14 protein-coding genes are annotated in these 12,981 nt (G+C 65.4%); 11 read left to right on the forward strand and 3 right to left on the reverse strand.

The features are described 5' to 3' along the window. Positions 1-342 precede the first annotated feature (342 nt). Complete coding sequence (locus ABZ914_RS07085) at positions 343-1,128, forward strand: hypothetical protein (protein ID WP_500192170.1); 786 nt, start codon at positions 343-345, stop codon at positions 1,126-1,128. A 229-nt stretch (positions 1,129-1,357) separates the two neighbouring features. On the opposite strand, the gene ABZ914_RS07090 is transcribed toward ABZ914_RS07085, so the two are convergent. Next, on the reverse strand, positions 1,358-1,879 hold the full coding sequence (locus ABZ914_RS07090; protein WP_500192171.1) for a hypothetical protein: 522 nt from the start codon (positions 1,877-1,879) through the stop codon (positions 1,358-1,360). A gap of 158 nt (positions 1,880-2,037) precedes the next feature. Next, complete coding sequence (locus ABZ914_RS07095; RefSeq protein WP_500192172.1) at positions 2,038-3,084, reverse strand: DUF262 domain-containing protein; 1,047 nt, start codon at positions 3,082-3,084, stop codon at positions 2,038-2,040. Positions 3,085-3,319: 235 nt separating this feature from the next. On the opposite strand from ABZ914_RS07095, the gene ABZ914_RS07100 reads away from it, so the two are divergent. Further along, the gene (locus tag ABZ914_RS07100) at positions 3,320-3,979 is read left to right on the forward strand and encodes an HAD family hydrolase (RefSeq protein WP_500192173.1); all 660 of its coding nucleotides are present in this window, start codon (positions 3,320-3,322) and stop codon (positions 3,977-3,979) included. On the opposite strand, the gene ABZ914_RS07105 is transcribed toward ABZ914_RS07100, so the two are convergent. Beyond that, positions 3,960-5,231, reverse strand: coding sequence for an NsdA family TPR-like regulatory protein (locus tag ABZ914_RS07105; RefSeq protein ID WP_500192174.1), 1,272 nt, complete (start codon positions 5,229-5,231; stop codon positions 3,960-3,962). The genes ABZ914_RS07100 and ABZ914_RS07105 overlap by 20 nt on opposite strands. Before the next feature lie 480 nt (positions 5,232-5,711). Here ABZ914_RS07105 and ABZ914_RS07110 point away from each other — a divergent pair, with 480 nt between their 5' ends. From ABZ914_RS07110 to ABZ914_RS07150, 9 genes are all read left to right on the forward strand, one after another. Then, positions 5,712-6,089, forward strand: coding sequence for a hypothetical protein (locus ABZ914_RS07110; protein ID WP_500192175.1), 378 nt, complete (start codon positions 5,712-5,714; stop codon positions 6,087-6,089). Next, positions 6,089-6,313, forward strand: coding sequence for a hypothetical protein (locus tag ABZ914_RS07115; protein ID WP_500192176.1), 225 nt, complete (start codon positions 6,089-6,091; stop codon positions 6,311-6,313). The genes ABZ914_RS07110 and ABZ914_RS07115 overlap by 1 nt, the downstream gene beginning before the upstream one ends. 205 nt (positions 6,314-6,518) lie before the next feature. Beyond that, entirely contained in the window at positions 6,519-7,253 is a 735-nt protein-coding gene (locus tag ABZ914_RS07120) for a GntR family transcriptional regulator (RefSeq protein WP_500192208.1), read from the forward strand. A gap of 102 nt (positions 7,254-7,355) precedes the next feature. Next, a complete protein-coding gene (locus ABZ914_RS07125; RefSeq protein ID WP_500192177.1) occupies positions 7,356-7,829 on the forward strand; it encodes an NUDIX domain-containing protein in 474 nt (157 codons plus the stop codon). 103 nt (positions 7,830-7,932) lie between these two features. Continuing rightward, the gene (locus tag ABZ914_RS07130; RefSeq protein ID WP_500192178.1) at positions 7,933-8,358 is read left to right on the forward strand and encodes a plasmid replication, integration and excision activator; all 426 of its coding nucleotides are present in this window, start codon (positions 7,933-7,935) and stop codon (positions 8,356-8,358) included. A 92-nt stretch (positions 8,359-8,450) separates the two neighbouring features. Further along, a complete protein-coding gene (locus ABZ914_RS07135) occupies positions 8,451-9,917 on the forward strand; it encodes an FtsK/SpoIIIE domain-containing protein (protein ID WP_500192179.1) in 1,467 nt (488 codons plus the stop codon). Next, a complete protein-coding gene (locus tag ABZ914_RS07140) occupies positions 9,914-11,599 on the forward strand; it encodes a replication initiator (RefSeq protein WP_500192180.1) in 1,686 nt (561 codons plus the stop codon). The genes ABZ914_RS07135 and ABZ914_RS07140 overlap by 4 nt, the downstream gene beginning before the upstream one ends. Continuing rightward, on the forward strand, positions 11,596-11,805 hold the full coding sequence (locus tag ABZ914_RS07145; protein ID WP_500192181.1) for a helix-turn-helix domain-containing protein: 210 nt from the start codon (positions 11,596-11,598) through the stop codon (positions 11,803-11,805). The genes ABZ914_RS07140 and ABZ914_RS07145 overlap by 4 nt, the downstream gene beginning before the upstream one ends. After that, a complete protein-coding gene (locus ABZ914_RS07150; RefSeq protein WP_500192182.1) occupies positions 11,802-12,962 on the forward strand; it encodes a tyrosine-type recombinase/integrase in 1,161 nt (386 codons plus the stop codon). Before ABZ914_RS07145 ends, ABZ914_RS07150 begins: the two co-directional genes overlap by 4 nt. Positions 12,963-12,981 lie beyond the last annotated feature (19 nt).

Here is a 12,981-nt window from a genome sequence, read left to right on the forward strand (position 1 = left end):
GGGGGCGGGGCGCGGCCGCGCGGTGTCGGGCGCCCACGCCGCAGGCGCGGGGCGGCCAGGCGCGGGGCCGCGCAGCGGCGCGAGCGCCGCCGCCCCTTGATCCTAAAGAGCCCAATTCGGCAGCCCTGGCATCCATCTACAAGCAACAGCAGAAGCACCCAACTCGTTCATAGGTGCCCTCTAGTCAGCGCCGGCGTCCGCGTCCACCCCACCCACGCCAGTCGCCACACCTGCCCACGGCAACCATGCGAGTTCAGGACGGCCCGAACGACGCACAGGGGCCTAGCGATGCGGGACGCGCGGCCGGACACCGTCTGTCGAGGTGCTACTACCCTTACAACCATGGGTGCCGATGAAGATGAAGGCCAGCTGCCACTTGAGGGTGCCGCCCTGGCGCCCTACAAGTCGCCTTCCACTGGTCTGTGCTGGTGGTGCGGGGCCAGAGCCGATACTCGTGAGCACAAGTTCAAGAGAACTGACCTAACACGCATGTGGGGCGACTCAGACCACCTCGTCTGGGGTGGGGTAATCGACCGCCTTGTCAAAGTGCGCAGTGCCCGCAAGTCACCTACCGTCAAGTTTGAAGCTAACCTTTGCGCACAGTGCAACAATGCACGCAGTCAGCTTTTCGATTATGCCTATGATAAATATGCCGAGTATGTTTGGAGCAATCTCAATGACCTATGGGGTCGGCAATTTATTGACATGAGCACGATATATGGAAGTTCATGGTCGACTGATGTGTTGAATTTGGCTCGATACTTTGCCAAGCATATTGGCTGTCGCATGGCAAACGACGGCTATTCGGTTCCACCAAGCATCGTGGCGTTCTTGGATGGCGCTTCGAAAATTACTGACGTTCACATGGTCCTTTTTAAGGATCCGCAAAGGTGGAACCTTCGTCGTGAGGGCCTCAAAAATGGTATTGATGCCGACGGCTTGTGGATAGCGCCAGCAATGGGGGCCGTGAGTACGAGCCGTCAGCGACTCACGATGTATTCAAGCGCTAGCATCCTGGCTTACATAGGCGTCATGCACAGGTGGGATGAGGACGCAAGAGACGTTGATCCGTTTTACATTCACAAGAAGGCACGCCTGCATAGGCGAGATCAACTTCCCGATCTGTAGCCCCTGGTACGGCATGCCCATCTAGCTGACATTACTGATGCTCTCAGCGAGTACGCGAGGACTCATCGCGTACCCACTCCGGATGGTGTGCCGCACAAATTGACGAGACCGCATGCAGGACGGTTTCGCACGAGTGTGCCCACCGGCTGCCGGAAGCTAATGGGTAGGAAGGTGCCACCCGGCGCTCGCTCAATCAGATGATACGTTGATAACAATAATGAAGCGGATATCATTCCGCCCGGCCTTCCAGCCAGTAACACAGGTTTAGTTGTACATGATCCAACAAACCAATCAGTTGGTCGATCATTTGAATGAGTCCGCTAGGGCGCTTACTGCGTCCAGTATCTACCGGGTCCGATAGCCAATGCGCTACGTCGTTGCGTTTAGCTGTTATCTCGCGCACTAGAAGTGAATCTTCTGGCACATTAGTCCAGGAGCCGGGAAGGTCAAGGATAATCCAGATCGCCTCAAAATTCTTCACACCGATCGTTGAGCCATCAGCTAGTCGGAATAGCTCACTAAAGTTCTCCACGATCCGACGGTCGGTGGCGTGATTGGCGACGGATCTCAATAGGTTCGCCCGGGCCATTAGCGAACCAACGGTGTCTTCTCCGCTTTTCCTAAAGAAGGAAGCATCGAGCACGGAAAGTAAGCCTATAGGGAGCTTATAGCGAACTAGTCTTAGTGCTACGACATCGGCAGCCAATGCGCTGGGGAGGTCACGCATTAAGTTCTCGAGTACTCCGCCCATGACAACATACGATAGAGCCCGCCCCATGGCAGCAAAACCGTCATTGTCGAACGAGCCTAAGTCCCTTGCAGATTGCTGCAGTACCTCCAGCCGCCTCCGCTCTCGCTGAAGGTACCTGTTCGCATCTTCAAAGATGGCATCTATTGATGCGTGCATTGCTAAGAGAAAATCTCTTTTGCGCGATTGATTCTACCCAAAAGCATGGCTTTGGTGTTGGTCGCGCGAGTGCTGTAGCGCAGAAGTTCGGGATCGCTTAACCAACCTTCGCCCGGGCGGACGGGAGTGACTTCCTCCCGCAACAGAAGGCCGATCCCAACCATTACAGCCTCAAGTTGATTTAGAGGGGTGATGTGGACCGACGGGCGCAGGAAGGCGCCTTGCGTGATCGAGTGCAGGTGATCGACTACTGCCGTGAAGAGCTTTCGTTCATCATCTAGCCTGCTGTCATTCATCCGTCTACGCATGTAAGCGTTAAGAAACTCGGCTACTCGGCCGTTGAATTCTTCCGCGCCATCCAGGTAGGCGAAAAATTTGAGGACCAATTCCTCTAGCGTTCCGTTGCTCTTATTTGCTTGCTGAAGCTTGACGAGTTCCCGGTACTTTTGATAACCGGCGAGCTCTTCTATTAGGTCGTTGAAGGGGCCTCTATAGATGGAACTCCGAATTTCCTGGGCGGTCAAAGCAATAGCGCCAGCATTCAAGCGCTTGAACAGTTCATAGCGCACATCTGGGTCTGACTTGTCGCTCAGTACTTGAATCCTGAGGTAGCGACGCTCGAAAGTCCTCCTTACGGGTAGGGGAAGGTCCGCGAAAGTTGTACCATTGTATGATGCGAGCGCTTGAAGCTTCTCTAGGATCAGGGGGTTCTCTCTGAAACTAAATATTTGCGACTCCGGCGCATCCACGCCTACGAATCGCAAAACCGTGCAGATCCGCTGCAATCCGTCCACCACGTCCCAGGTTCCGTCGCGATTCGTGGCGACGAAGATTGCAGGCACAGGCAACCCTAGGAGAAACGACTCAATCAGTGCAGATTGAGTTTCATTGCTCCATCTGAACTGCCTTTGATAGGCGGGGGCGATTCTAATTTCCCCCTCTTCCACCATCCGGATGAGTTCACGTAGCGAAAGGTCAAAATAATCGGTATCAACGGCTCGCCTGTGCTGGTCGAGCTCGGCAATTAGACGCGCTTCATCGTCGGGCATGCTTCTGTTTTACCAGATGCAAGGCTTGCGAGTGGCCGACTATGTGGTGCCGCACCGGAACCAGGTGGCCAGAGCAGGTCGGCCCGAGTGGCTACATACCCTGTGCGGACCGGCTGGCGGCTGCCGTGAAGCGGCGCCCCTTGAAGACGTATCGAAGGTTCTCATCCTGTGACGCGCTGCCTGCCGGGCGGGGGGCGCAGTACCCCGCGACCGGGGCGCTCATAGGGTGATGGGCATGATTCGTGCGGTTGTGTTTGATGTGGGCGAGTGTCTGGTTAACGAGACTCGGGAGTATGGGACATGGGCTGACTGGCTGGGGGTGCCTCGGCATACGTTCTCGGCGATGTTCGGGGCGGTGATCGCTCTGGGGTTGGACTACCGGGAGACGTTCCAGGTGTTCGCGCCGGGGTTCGATCTGACGCAGCAGCGCGAGGAGCGGGCCGAGGCTGGGCAGCCGGAGACGTTCGGGGAAGAGGACTTGTACCCGGATGCGCGTCCCACGTTGGCCAAGCTGCGGGGTGACGGGCTGTGGGTCGGGATCGCGGGGAATCAGACGGTGCGGGCCGGCGGCATCCTGCGGTCGCTGGATCTGCCCAGCGACATGATCGCGACGTCGGATGACTGGGGTGTGTCCAAGCCTGATCCGGGGTTCTTCCGGTGTGTGGTGGACGCGGCGCCCTGCGATGCGAGCGAAGTGCTGTATGTGGGTGACCGGTTGGACAACGACATCATGCCCGCGGCTGAGGCGGGGTTGCGGACAGCGCTGATCCGGCGGGGACCGTGGGGGATCATCCAACAGGACGACCCGGAAGCCGACCGTGTTCCGACGATGCGGATTGATTCGCTGGCCGAGCTTCCGGGTCGTGTCGCTGAGTTCAACGCTGCAGCGCGCTGAGGGTCGTCGTCCATCCGTAGAGGCGGTCGTCCAGGCGGCGGACGCATTCGGTCTCGGCCCAGGGCTGGAGGGTGCGGCGGACGTCGTGTACGCGGTCCATGCCGGTGGCGTACCAAGTGACGGCGAGCTGGTCTAGGGCCTGCTCGGCGTAGGCGCATGCGGCCTCGGGGTTCTTCTGGGCGACTTCGACGGCGGCCAGGTCGCCGAGGATGACGGCGCGCTGTTTGGCGTTGGTGTCGCCGATCGCGTCCAGGACCCCGAGGAGGGTGGTTTTGGCCTGGGCGGGCTGACCGGCTTTGAGCTGGGTGTCTCCCTTGAAAGAGGCGAGGCTCACGGGCGAGAACCAGTTGAACCACTCGGGGGCCGGCTGACCGGTGCTCTCGGTCAGGACGTGTTCGGCGAGGGCGATGAGGCGTAGGGCTTCGCGGGGGTGTCCGCATCGGGTTTCGCACTCGGCCTCGACGGCGTCCAGCCATGCCAGGAATTCGGCGGGTGCGGTGCCGCGTCGGGCGTAGGTGCGGGCTGCGCGCATGCGTTCGGCGGCCTCGTCGCGTCGGCCGTCCCATCCGGGGATGAATGCGGCGTGGGCGAGGATGGCGGCGCCCAAGAGCGGGTCGTCGGCTTCGCCTGCGGCTTGGAGGGCGCGGACGTATGAGGCGTCGGCGTCTTCGGGCTGGCGCAGGTCGAAGAACTCGATGCGGCCGACCAGGAGCAGTGACTCGGCGAGCGCGGTTGCCAGGATCGTGCGGGGAACGCCGGTGGTCTCGGCGAGGAGCTGCGTCCCGAGCTTGGTGTGTTCGACCACGGCGGGGTGGAGCTGTGCGGGCTGGACGGAGAAGTAGAGGCGGCGTAGGGCGCCGTTGATGGCGGCGAAGTCGGCTCCGACCGTGGGCGGTTGGACGGCGGCGTTGGCCTTGGGCAGTGGCAGCGTGGCGCCGTTGCCGGGGATGGCGGGAGCGGTCGCGTTCGGCCGTGCGGGCGCGGGGCTGTCCGAGGACTCCCACGGCGGGGTGAAGCCGAGTTGGTCGACGGGCAGTTGCAGCACGTGGACCAGTAGGCGCTGGTGGTCGGCGCGGGGCCACGGCGGGGAGGCGGACTCCCATCGGCGTATCTGCCGGGCGCTGATCTGCATGTTTCCCAGGCCGAGCAGTGGAGCGGCGGCCGTCATGGCGTCCGCCAATGCCTGCTGGGAGGCGTATCCGGCGTGTTGCCGGGCGGCCTTGAGTCGGGTGTTTCCTGCCGGGCGCGGCATGGGCGCTCCCTCCACTGGATGTCCTCTACAGGACCGACCTTAGCGCCCATAGGGTCTCCAAGCGGACACTGTGACGCGCTTCTCTCTTCCTAGAGACCTAATAACGTCCTCTAAGTGTCCTCTTGTGGACCTTCTTTAGGACGTTGCTGGGCGCGAAGGTTGCTGCCATGCGCGACGAGCAGGCGGACAACGGGTGCGAGCACTGCGGCGACCGTGGGTGGAAGTTCTCCCATCCTCGACGGGCGGTGCTGGTGGGTTCGTCGGGTGATTCCGGACCTGACGTCGAGAAGGTGCCGTGTCGCTGGTGCGCGCCGACGCGCAAGACGCGTGCGGCGTAGGTGAAGCCGCGGGGCCAGCGGGCGTGGTGGGCGACTGGAAGCGCGGTCGCTTCGCCCCCGTGGCGGCTGCGCTTGGCCGGGTGGGGTTCTGGTCGCCTGCTCGTCCGCCGGTCCCGCTTCTACCCCCTGGGAGTTCTCGGTCATGAACGTGGTGAGCTTGCGGCCCCTTCAGGAAACGGCATGGCGTCCGGCTGCTCTGGCGCTGGTCGAGGCGTTGAAGCGGCGGGGCCTGGACGCGCAGGTGTACGGGCATGGTGCGGTGCGGGCGAGCAACCCGGCCGGTGAACCCGACCCGGACGATCCGCGTGGGGCGTTGATGCATCCGGGGATGCGGCAAGAGGTGCTGTGCCGTCGCCACGAGGGCGTGTTGTGGTGGCTGTGGGTGTGGGCCGGGCCGACCCGCCAGTCTCCGCCGGAGTTGGAGCCGTTGTGCCCGCTGCTGGAGACCGATGCGGCGGCGGACCGGATCGCGCGCGTCCTGGCGGTGCCGTTCGCCAGCTCGCCGGACGGCGGGTCGTGATGGGTGCGGTTCCGGTGGTGCTGCCGGACGGGATGAGCGGGCGGCCGGTCGCTGCGCAGATCGAACGCGAGTTCTCCGGGGTGTGCGCCTGGTACGGCGAGGCCACCGGGACGTGGTGGGCGATGGTCCGGCTCGGCGATGACGCTCGGCTTGTGGAGGCGCTCAATCCTGACGAGCTGCGGAACGCGATCGTCCACGCACGGGGCTGGCCCTGGCCCCGATGATGTGAAGCCCGCCGACGTTGGCGGCGAACTGGGTGGCCCTCGGGCCTGTCCGCTGGGGTGGCTTCGGCGGTCGGGCTCGGGGGCCTTACTCGTTGCGGCTGGAGCGAAGGTGCACTTCGCGGGCGTGACGTCGGAACGGAAGGAAGCTACAGTGCCAGAGAGATTCGCTTATGCGGTCAAGCGTGAGAGTCGTCAGGTGGTCGAGATGTCGAGCTTGGAGTTCGAGCCCCCGAAGTACGCGCGGGTGGTGCTGGAGTTGCGGCGCCGGATCGAGAACGGGGACTACCCACCCGGCTCGATGCTGCCGTCTGAATCGCAGCTCGTGCGAGACTTCGCGGTCGGCCGAACGACCGTCGTCCGCGCTTTGCAGATGTTGCAGCAGGACGGGTGGATCACCCGCGAGCACGGGCGCGGCTCGTTCGTGAAGGGCCGTCCCGGTCCTGCGGCGCGTGCCTCACGTCCGGGCCTTGCCGTTTTGGACCAGCCGGAGACCTCGCCGGGCGTGAGCCTCCTGGAGGTCGGCACGGTTCCGGCTCCTGCACCGGTCGCCGGCCTGCTCGGCCTCGATGGCGGAGCGCGGGTGCTGGTGCGTCGGTGGGCGACCGTCCGGGAGGGGCTCGTCTCGGAGTTGGTGACGTGCTGGTTCCCGCAAGAGCTGGCGTATGGCACCGACCTGGATAAAGAGACGGCTCTGCCGGTTGGGCTGCGGGCTCATCTGCGCACCGTGAAGGACGTGCGCGTCGACCACATCGCCGAACGGCTGTCGGCGCGGCTGCCGTCCAAGGATGAGGCCGAGGTCTTGCAGCTCAAGAAGCCTGAGCCGGTGCTGACGGTCTTGGCGAGCATGCATGACGCCTCCGACACGGTCTGCTTCGTGACCGAGGTGCTGCTGCCGGGGTCGCTGCATGAGCTGGAGGACGTCTACAGCGTCCCCGACTGATGGCGCCGGGGGAGACTCGATATCGCCGGGGCTGCGGCGGTCTCGGCTGCCTTGTCAAGCAGAGTGGGAGTGCTTGTGAGCTGGTTGCCCCCTGAGGAGTACGTGCGGACTCTCCCCAACGCCACCATGTACGCGGCGCTGTACTTCACCGATACCGAGGGCAACCCTCTCGCTCTGCGCTCGGCGCACGGTGTGGAGGCTTGGCAGTTTCCGGGCGGCAACGTCGAGCACGGCGATGCCACCCCGTTCGCGACGGCGGTGCGTGAGTGCCGCGAGGAAACCGGCATCGAGTTCGCCGGGCCGCCGGCCTTGCTCCTGACGCACTTCATCCCGCCTCAACGGGGCTGGCCGTGCGCGAAGATCGGATTCGTCTTCGATGGCGGGGTGCTCACGGCCTCCGAACTCGGCCGGATCGTCTTGGACTCCTCCGAGCACACTGATTGGCTCGTGCAACCGCTCGGAGCATGGAAGACGATGATGAGCCCGCGCCTGTTCGCACGAGTCGAGGCGCTAGACGAGGCGCGCAGTAGCGCGTCTGCGGCGTTCCTCTGCGAGCCCGAAGTGAATGTGACATAGACCACTCTCGCTAGGAAGCTTGTTCGGTCGAGTGGCGAGGTACATTCAATCCACATCCACTTGACCGAACAAGCGGTCGGGTGAACGTCTGGAGGTATCCGCCATGGCGGTGCAGGGTCCGTTCAAGGTCGCGTTCGGCGACGTGTTCCCCTACGGCGCGTTCGTCAAGGGCGGCGTCGAGCCGGTGCGGGACTTCGACCGGTCGAGCCGGGAGAACTTCGTGCAGGGCCGCGACAAGGACACCGGCGAACTGGTCTGGTCGGTCGAGGTCCTCGACGCCGACCCGGCGTCCAAGGGCACGTTCAAGGTCAAGCTGATCGCGCCGGTCCAGCCGATCCTTCCGGAGGCTCCGGCGGGGTTCCCGTTCGTGCCGGTGGAGTTCGACGGGCTGACGGTGACGCCGTACGTCAACAGCCAGAACAACCGGCTCGCCTACTCGCTCAAGGCGGCGGGGATGCGCCCGGCGGCCATCAAGGGCGGCGCGGGCCGGACGTCGAGCAAGGACACGGCGGCGAAGGACGCGGCCTGATTCCGGTCATGGGTGGGGCGGCTGGAGCTGGTACCTCCGGCCGCCCCGCTTCTCTTCCCCTCAAAGGCTCAAAGAGAAGAGGTGTCCAGGCTATGTCCTGGGAGTTCCGCAAGCTCGGCCCCGGTGAGAACGTCGCCGTCGAAGCTCAGCGTGATCCGTTCGCGGCGCCCAAGTGGGCGCCTCCGGTCTGGCACATGCCCGAGGGCCTGGTCCTGCTCGTCAACCTCGTCCGCACCGTCGTCCGGACCGTGGTGTTCCTGGTGCGCAACATCGTCCCCGTGTCCGTCGCCGGTGGGCTCGGCTGGCTCGGCGTCCGGTATGGGTGGGCCGTCCCGCTCGTCGTCCTGGTCCTCGTCGCGGTCGGCCTGGTGGTGTGGGCGGCGCTGGACCGTCCGTCCTTCGTCCGCTACGCCGCTCGTCCGGCCCGTGCCCGGTGGCGGCTGGTCATGGTCTACCGCCGCGACTGGCAACCCGTCCTGGTCACCGCCGGACTCACCAAGGTCCACAAGGGCCGCGAGTATCTTCCGTCCCTCGTCCGCGTCCGCTGCGGTCCGACGTCGGATCGGGTCCTGGTGAAGATGCTCAAAGGGCAGGCGCCGGACGCGTGGGAACGGGTCGCGGTCAACCTGGCGCACGGCTTCGGCGCGACCCTCGTCCGCGTCCGGGAGGGGGACCGTCCGGGACGGATCTGGCTGGAGTTCGTCCGCAAAGACGCTCTCGCCGTCCCGATCCCCGCCCTGCCCGTCCCCGACGCAGCGGACGTCGACCTGCGGGCGCTGGAGATCGGACGGACCGAGGACGGGTCCCCGTGGCGACTGCGACTGCTCGGAACCCATGTGCTCATCGCGGGCGCGACGGGGGCCGGCAAGGGGTCGGTGATCTGGTCGACGGTCCGGGCGCTGCTACCGCTGATGCTCGCCGGACTGGTCGAGGTCTGGGCGGTCGACCCCAAGCGCATGGAACTGTCCTTCGGCCGCCCCCTCTTCGAGCGCTACGGCCGCTACAGCGACGACCCCAAGGGCGGCATGGTCGAGCTACTGGAGGCGGCGGCCGGAGACATGAACGCCCGCGCCGAACAGTTCGCCGGAGTGACACGATCGTTCACCCCGACGCACGAGCACCCGTTCCGCGTCGTGATCGTGGACGAGCTGGCGTTCCTGACCGCCTACTGCCCCGAACGCGACCTGAGAAAGCGGGCCGAGTCGGCGTTGGCAGTGCTGACCTCGCAGGGCCGGTCGGTGGGGTACTGCGTGATCGGGGCGCAGCAGGATGCCCGCAAAGAGGTCAACAATCTGCGCAACCTGTTCCCGGACCGGATCGCGCTGCGGCTGGACGAAGACGAACAGGTCGACATGGTGTTGGGCGATGGTGCCCGCGACCGTGGCGCGCTCGCTGATCAGATCTCGTCGGTTCCGGGGATCGGGGCGGGGGTGGGGTTCGTGCGGCTGGAGGCCGTTCCCGATCCGGTCCGGGTCCGGGCCGCCTACGTCTCCGACGACGACATCCGCGACATGGTCGCCTTCGGCCTCCCCGTCCTCAACACTGGGGAGGCTGCATGACACAGCTCCCCCTCGACGGTTCCGGGACGCCCGCGGCCGAGTCGATGTCGGAACCCGTGGTGAAGACCCTCGCTCCGCTGGCGCGGGGTGTGCTGGAAGCGGTCGCGGTCGAACACGGCGTGTGCGTCCGGCCCGTGCCCATGCGGCGCGTCGACCTGAACACAGGTGCGGCTGAGATGGTCTACGTGCCGTGCGGTCACACCCTGGCGAGCGTGTGTCCCTCGTGCGCGGAACGGAAGCGCAAGCTTCGGGCGGTGCAATGCCGTCAGGGCTGGCACCTGGCCGAGGAACCCGTCATCACCCGCGCAGGCCCGGATGAGGAACAGCGGGCGTGGATGGAACTGCGGTCGCAGGCACAGGCAGCCCGTGACCGCGCGGCCGAGGACGGTACGGCGGACGGGGAAGGCCCAGAGTTCTGGGGCGCCGTCGTGCGTGACCTCGATATCGAGATCGAACGCACCGGCGTGCGGGGCTCACTCAAGACCGGTGCGGGTGCCAGGGGCCGGCGGACCCGGTCGACCCGGCGGCGGCAGGACGCTCCGAATCTGCCTCGGCGTCCGGTCGACTCCCGCACCGTCGGCAAGGTCTTCCGGGGCAAGGACGGCAAGACGTTCCGGCCGTCGCTGTTCCTGACCCTGACCCTGGACTCCTACGGGCGGGTCCGCTCGGACGGTACGCCGGTCGACCCGGACACCTACGACTACACGCGCGCCGCTCGCGATGCGCTGCACTTCTCCAAGCTGGTGGACCGGTTCGTGCAGAACCTGCGCCGGTTCGTCGGCTACGACGTGCAGTACTTCGCGGCCGTCGAACCACAGCGGCGGCTGGCTCCGCACCTGCACATGGCGATCCGCGGAACCATCTCCCGCACCGAACTACGCCAAGTCGTCGCGGCCACCTATCACCAGGTGTGGTGGCCTACGACGGATCGCGTCGTCTACTCCGGGGATCACCTTCCCTTCTGGGATGAGGCAGCGGGCGAGAACGGCGGCTACCTCGACCCCGAAACCGGCGAAGTCCTGCCCACCTGGGATGAGGCGCTGGACGCCATCGGCCTGGACGAGGACGCCGAACCCCTGCACGTCGTCCGCTTCGGCCGCCAGATCGACGCACAAGGCGTCCTCGCCGACTCGGCCGACTCGCGACGCTGCATCGGCTACCTGACCAAGTACCTCGTCAAGGGCGTCGCCGAATGCCACGAAGCGGAGACCACCGCGCAGCGTGAGCACGTCGACCGGATGGCCGAAGCACTCCGCTACGAACCCTGCTCTCCGACGTGCGCGAACTGGCTGCGCTACGGCGTCCAGCCCAAGAACCCGCGCAAGGGCCTCACGCCCGGCTACTGCAAGGGCAAGGCACACCGCCGCGAACACCTCGGCTACGGCGGCCGTCGCGTCCTGGTCTCCCGCAAGTGGTCCGGCAAGACCCTCGCCGATCACAAGGCGGACCGGAAGGCATGGGCGCTGGCTCGGCTGGCTGAAGCAGGCATCCCCGTCTCCAACCCGGCCGATCCCCAAGCGGCCTACGTCTGGGAACGCGCCGGACCCGGCGACCCCGACGTGAGACCGACCGAACATCGGCTCCTGCTCCTGATCAACGAACGCATCCAACGGCGCCGCCAGCTCGACGCCGCGACCCACAACGCGACTCCCGAACTTTCGGCAACTGCGGAGGCAGCGTGATCACTACGGCGAACGGAGCGACCGAACCGCTCCTGTGGAAGCCCGAACAGGCGGCCGTGATGCTCGGCATTGGGCGCACCAAGGTCTACGACCTGATGCGTTCCGGTGCGCTGCGGTCGGTCCGGCTCGGTGGCTCTCGAAGGATTCCGGCAACGGCGCTCGCCGAGTTCGTTGCCCAGTTGGAAGAGGAGACGGACGCGGCATGACCAAGCGACGCGGCAACGGCGAGGACTCGATCTACAAGGACGGCGACCGCTGGCGCGGCGCGGTCTCCGTGGGTTACGACGACAAGGGGCGGCGCGTCCGGAAGAAGGTCTCCGGCCGGACGCGTGCCGAGGTCGCTCGGAAGCTCAAGGAGGTCCGCGAGGCAGTTGATGCGGGCACGGTGCCGGATGACCGGATCACGGTGAAGGCGTTCCTTGAGCGCTGGGTCGCGGTGAACCTGCCGGGCACGGTGGCGGAGTCCACGGAAGACGACTACGGGGACATGGTCCGTCTGCACCTGGTGCCGGCGCTGGGTCGGAAGAAGCTCAACAAGCTGACGGTCGCCGAGGTCGATCGGCTCTGGAACGCCAAGCGGGAGGCTGGATACGCCGCAAACTCCCGGAGGAACATGCGGAACGTCCTCCGGCGGGCGCTCGCGCAGGCTGAGCGGGAGGGCCTCGTCACTCGCAACGTCGCCGCGCTTTCGGCAGCTCCCCGCGCTGCTCAGCGGGAGGGGCGGACGCTCACCCTTGACCAGGCCAAAGACCTTCTGAAGTCGGTGGAGAGTCACCGGTACGGCGGCGCGATCACCATCGCACTGGCCTATGGCCTGCGTCGTGGCGAAGTGCTTGGGCTTCGCTGGCAGAACCTCGACTGGGACGCCGGGACGCTGCGGCTTACGCATGCGGTGAAGCGGATCAAGGAGCGGGACAAGAGCAGCGCTCGGAAGACGCGCGTCGTGCTCAGTGAGCTGAAGACGGCCAAGTCACGGCGGACCCTGGTGCTCACGCCGGAGATTCTGGCCAAGCTTCGGAAGCTGCACTCCGACCAGGCCAAGGCTCGGCTCGCCCTCGGTGAAGCGTGGCAGGATCACGGGCTGATCTTCCCGTCCGAGGTCGGGACGCCAACGGATCCGGACAACTTCTCGCACACCTTCTCCAAGCTGGCCAAGCGGGCGGGGCTCGGTCATTGGCATCCGCATGAGCTGCGGCACTCGGGCGCTTCGCTGATGCTGGCGCAGGGGACTCCACTGCATGTGGTGTCGGAGATCCTCGGGCATGCGGGCATCGCGATCACGAAGGACACCTACGGGCATCTGGTCGTGGACGACAAGCGCGCGGCGGCGGAGGCCATGAGCGGCGCTCTGTTCGGCGGCTGAATTCCGTGGCTCCCACAAT

It is taken from the genome of Spirillospora sp. NPDC046719 (genome assembly GCF_040645715.1).
In the GTDB taxonomy this organism is placed as follows: domain Bacteria; phylum Actinomycetota; class Actinomycetes; order Streptosporangiales; family Streptosporangiaceae; genus Spirillospora.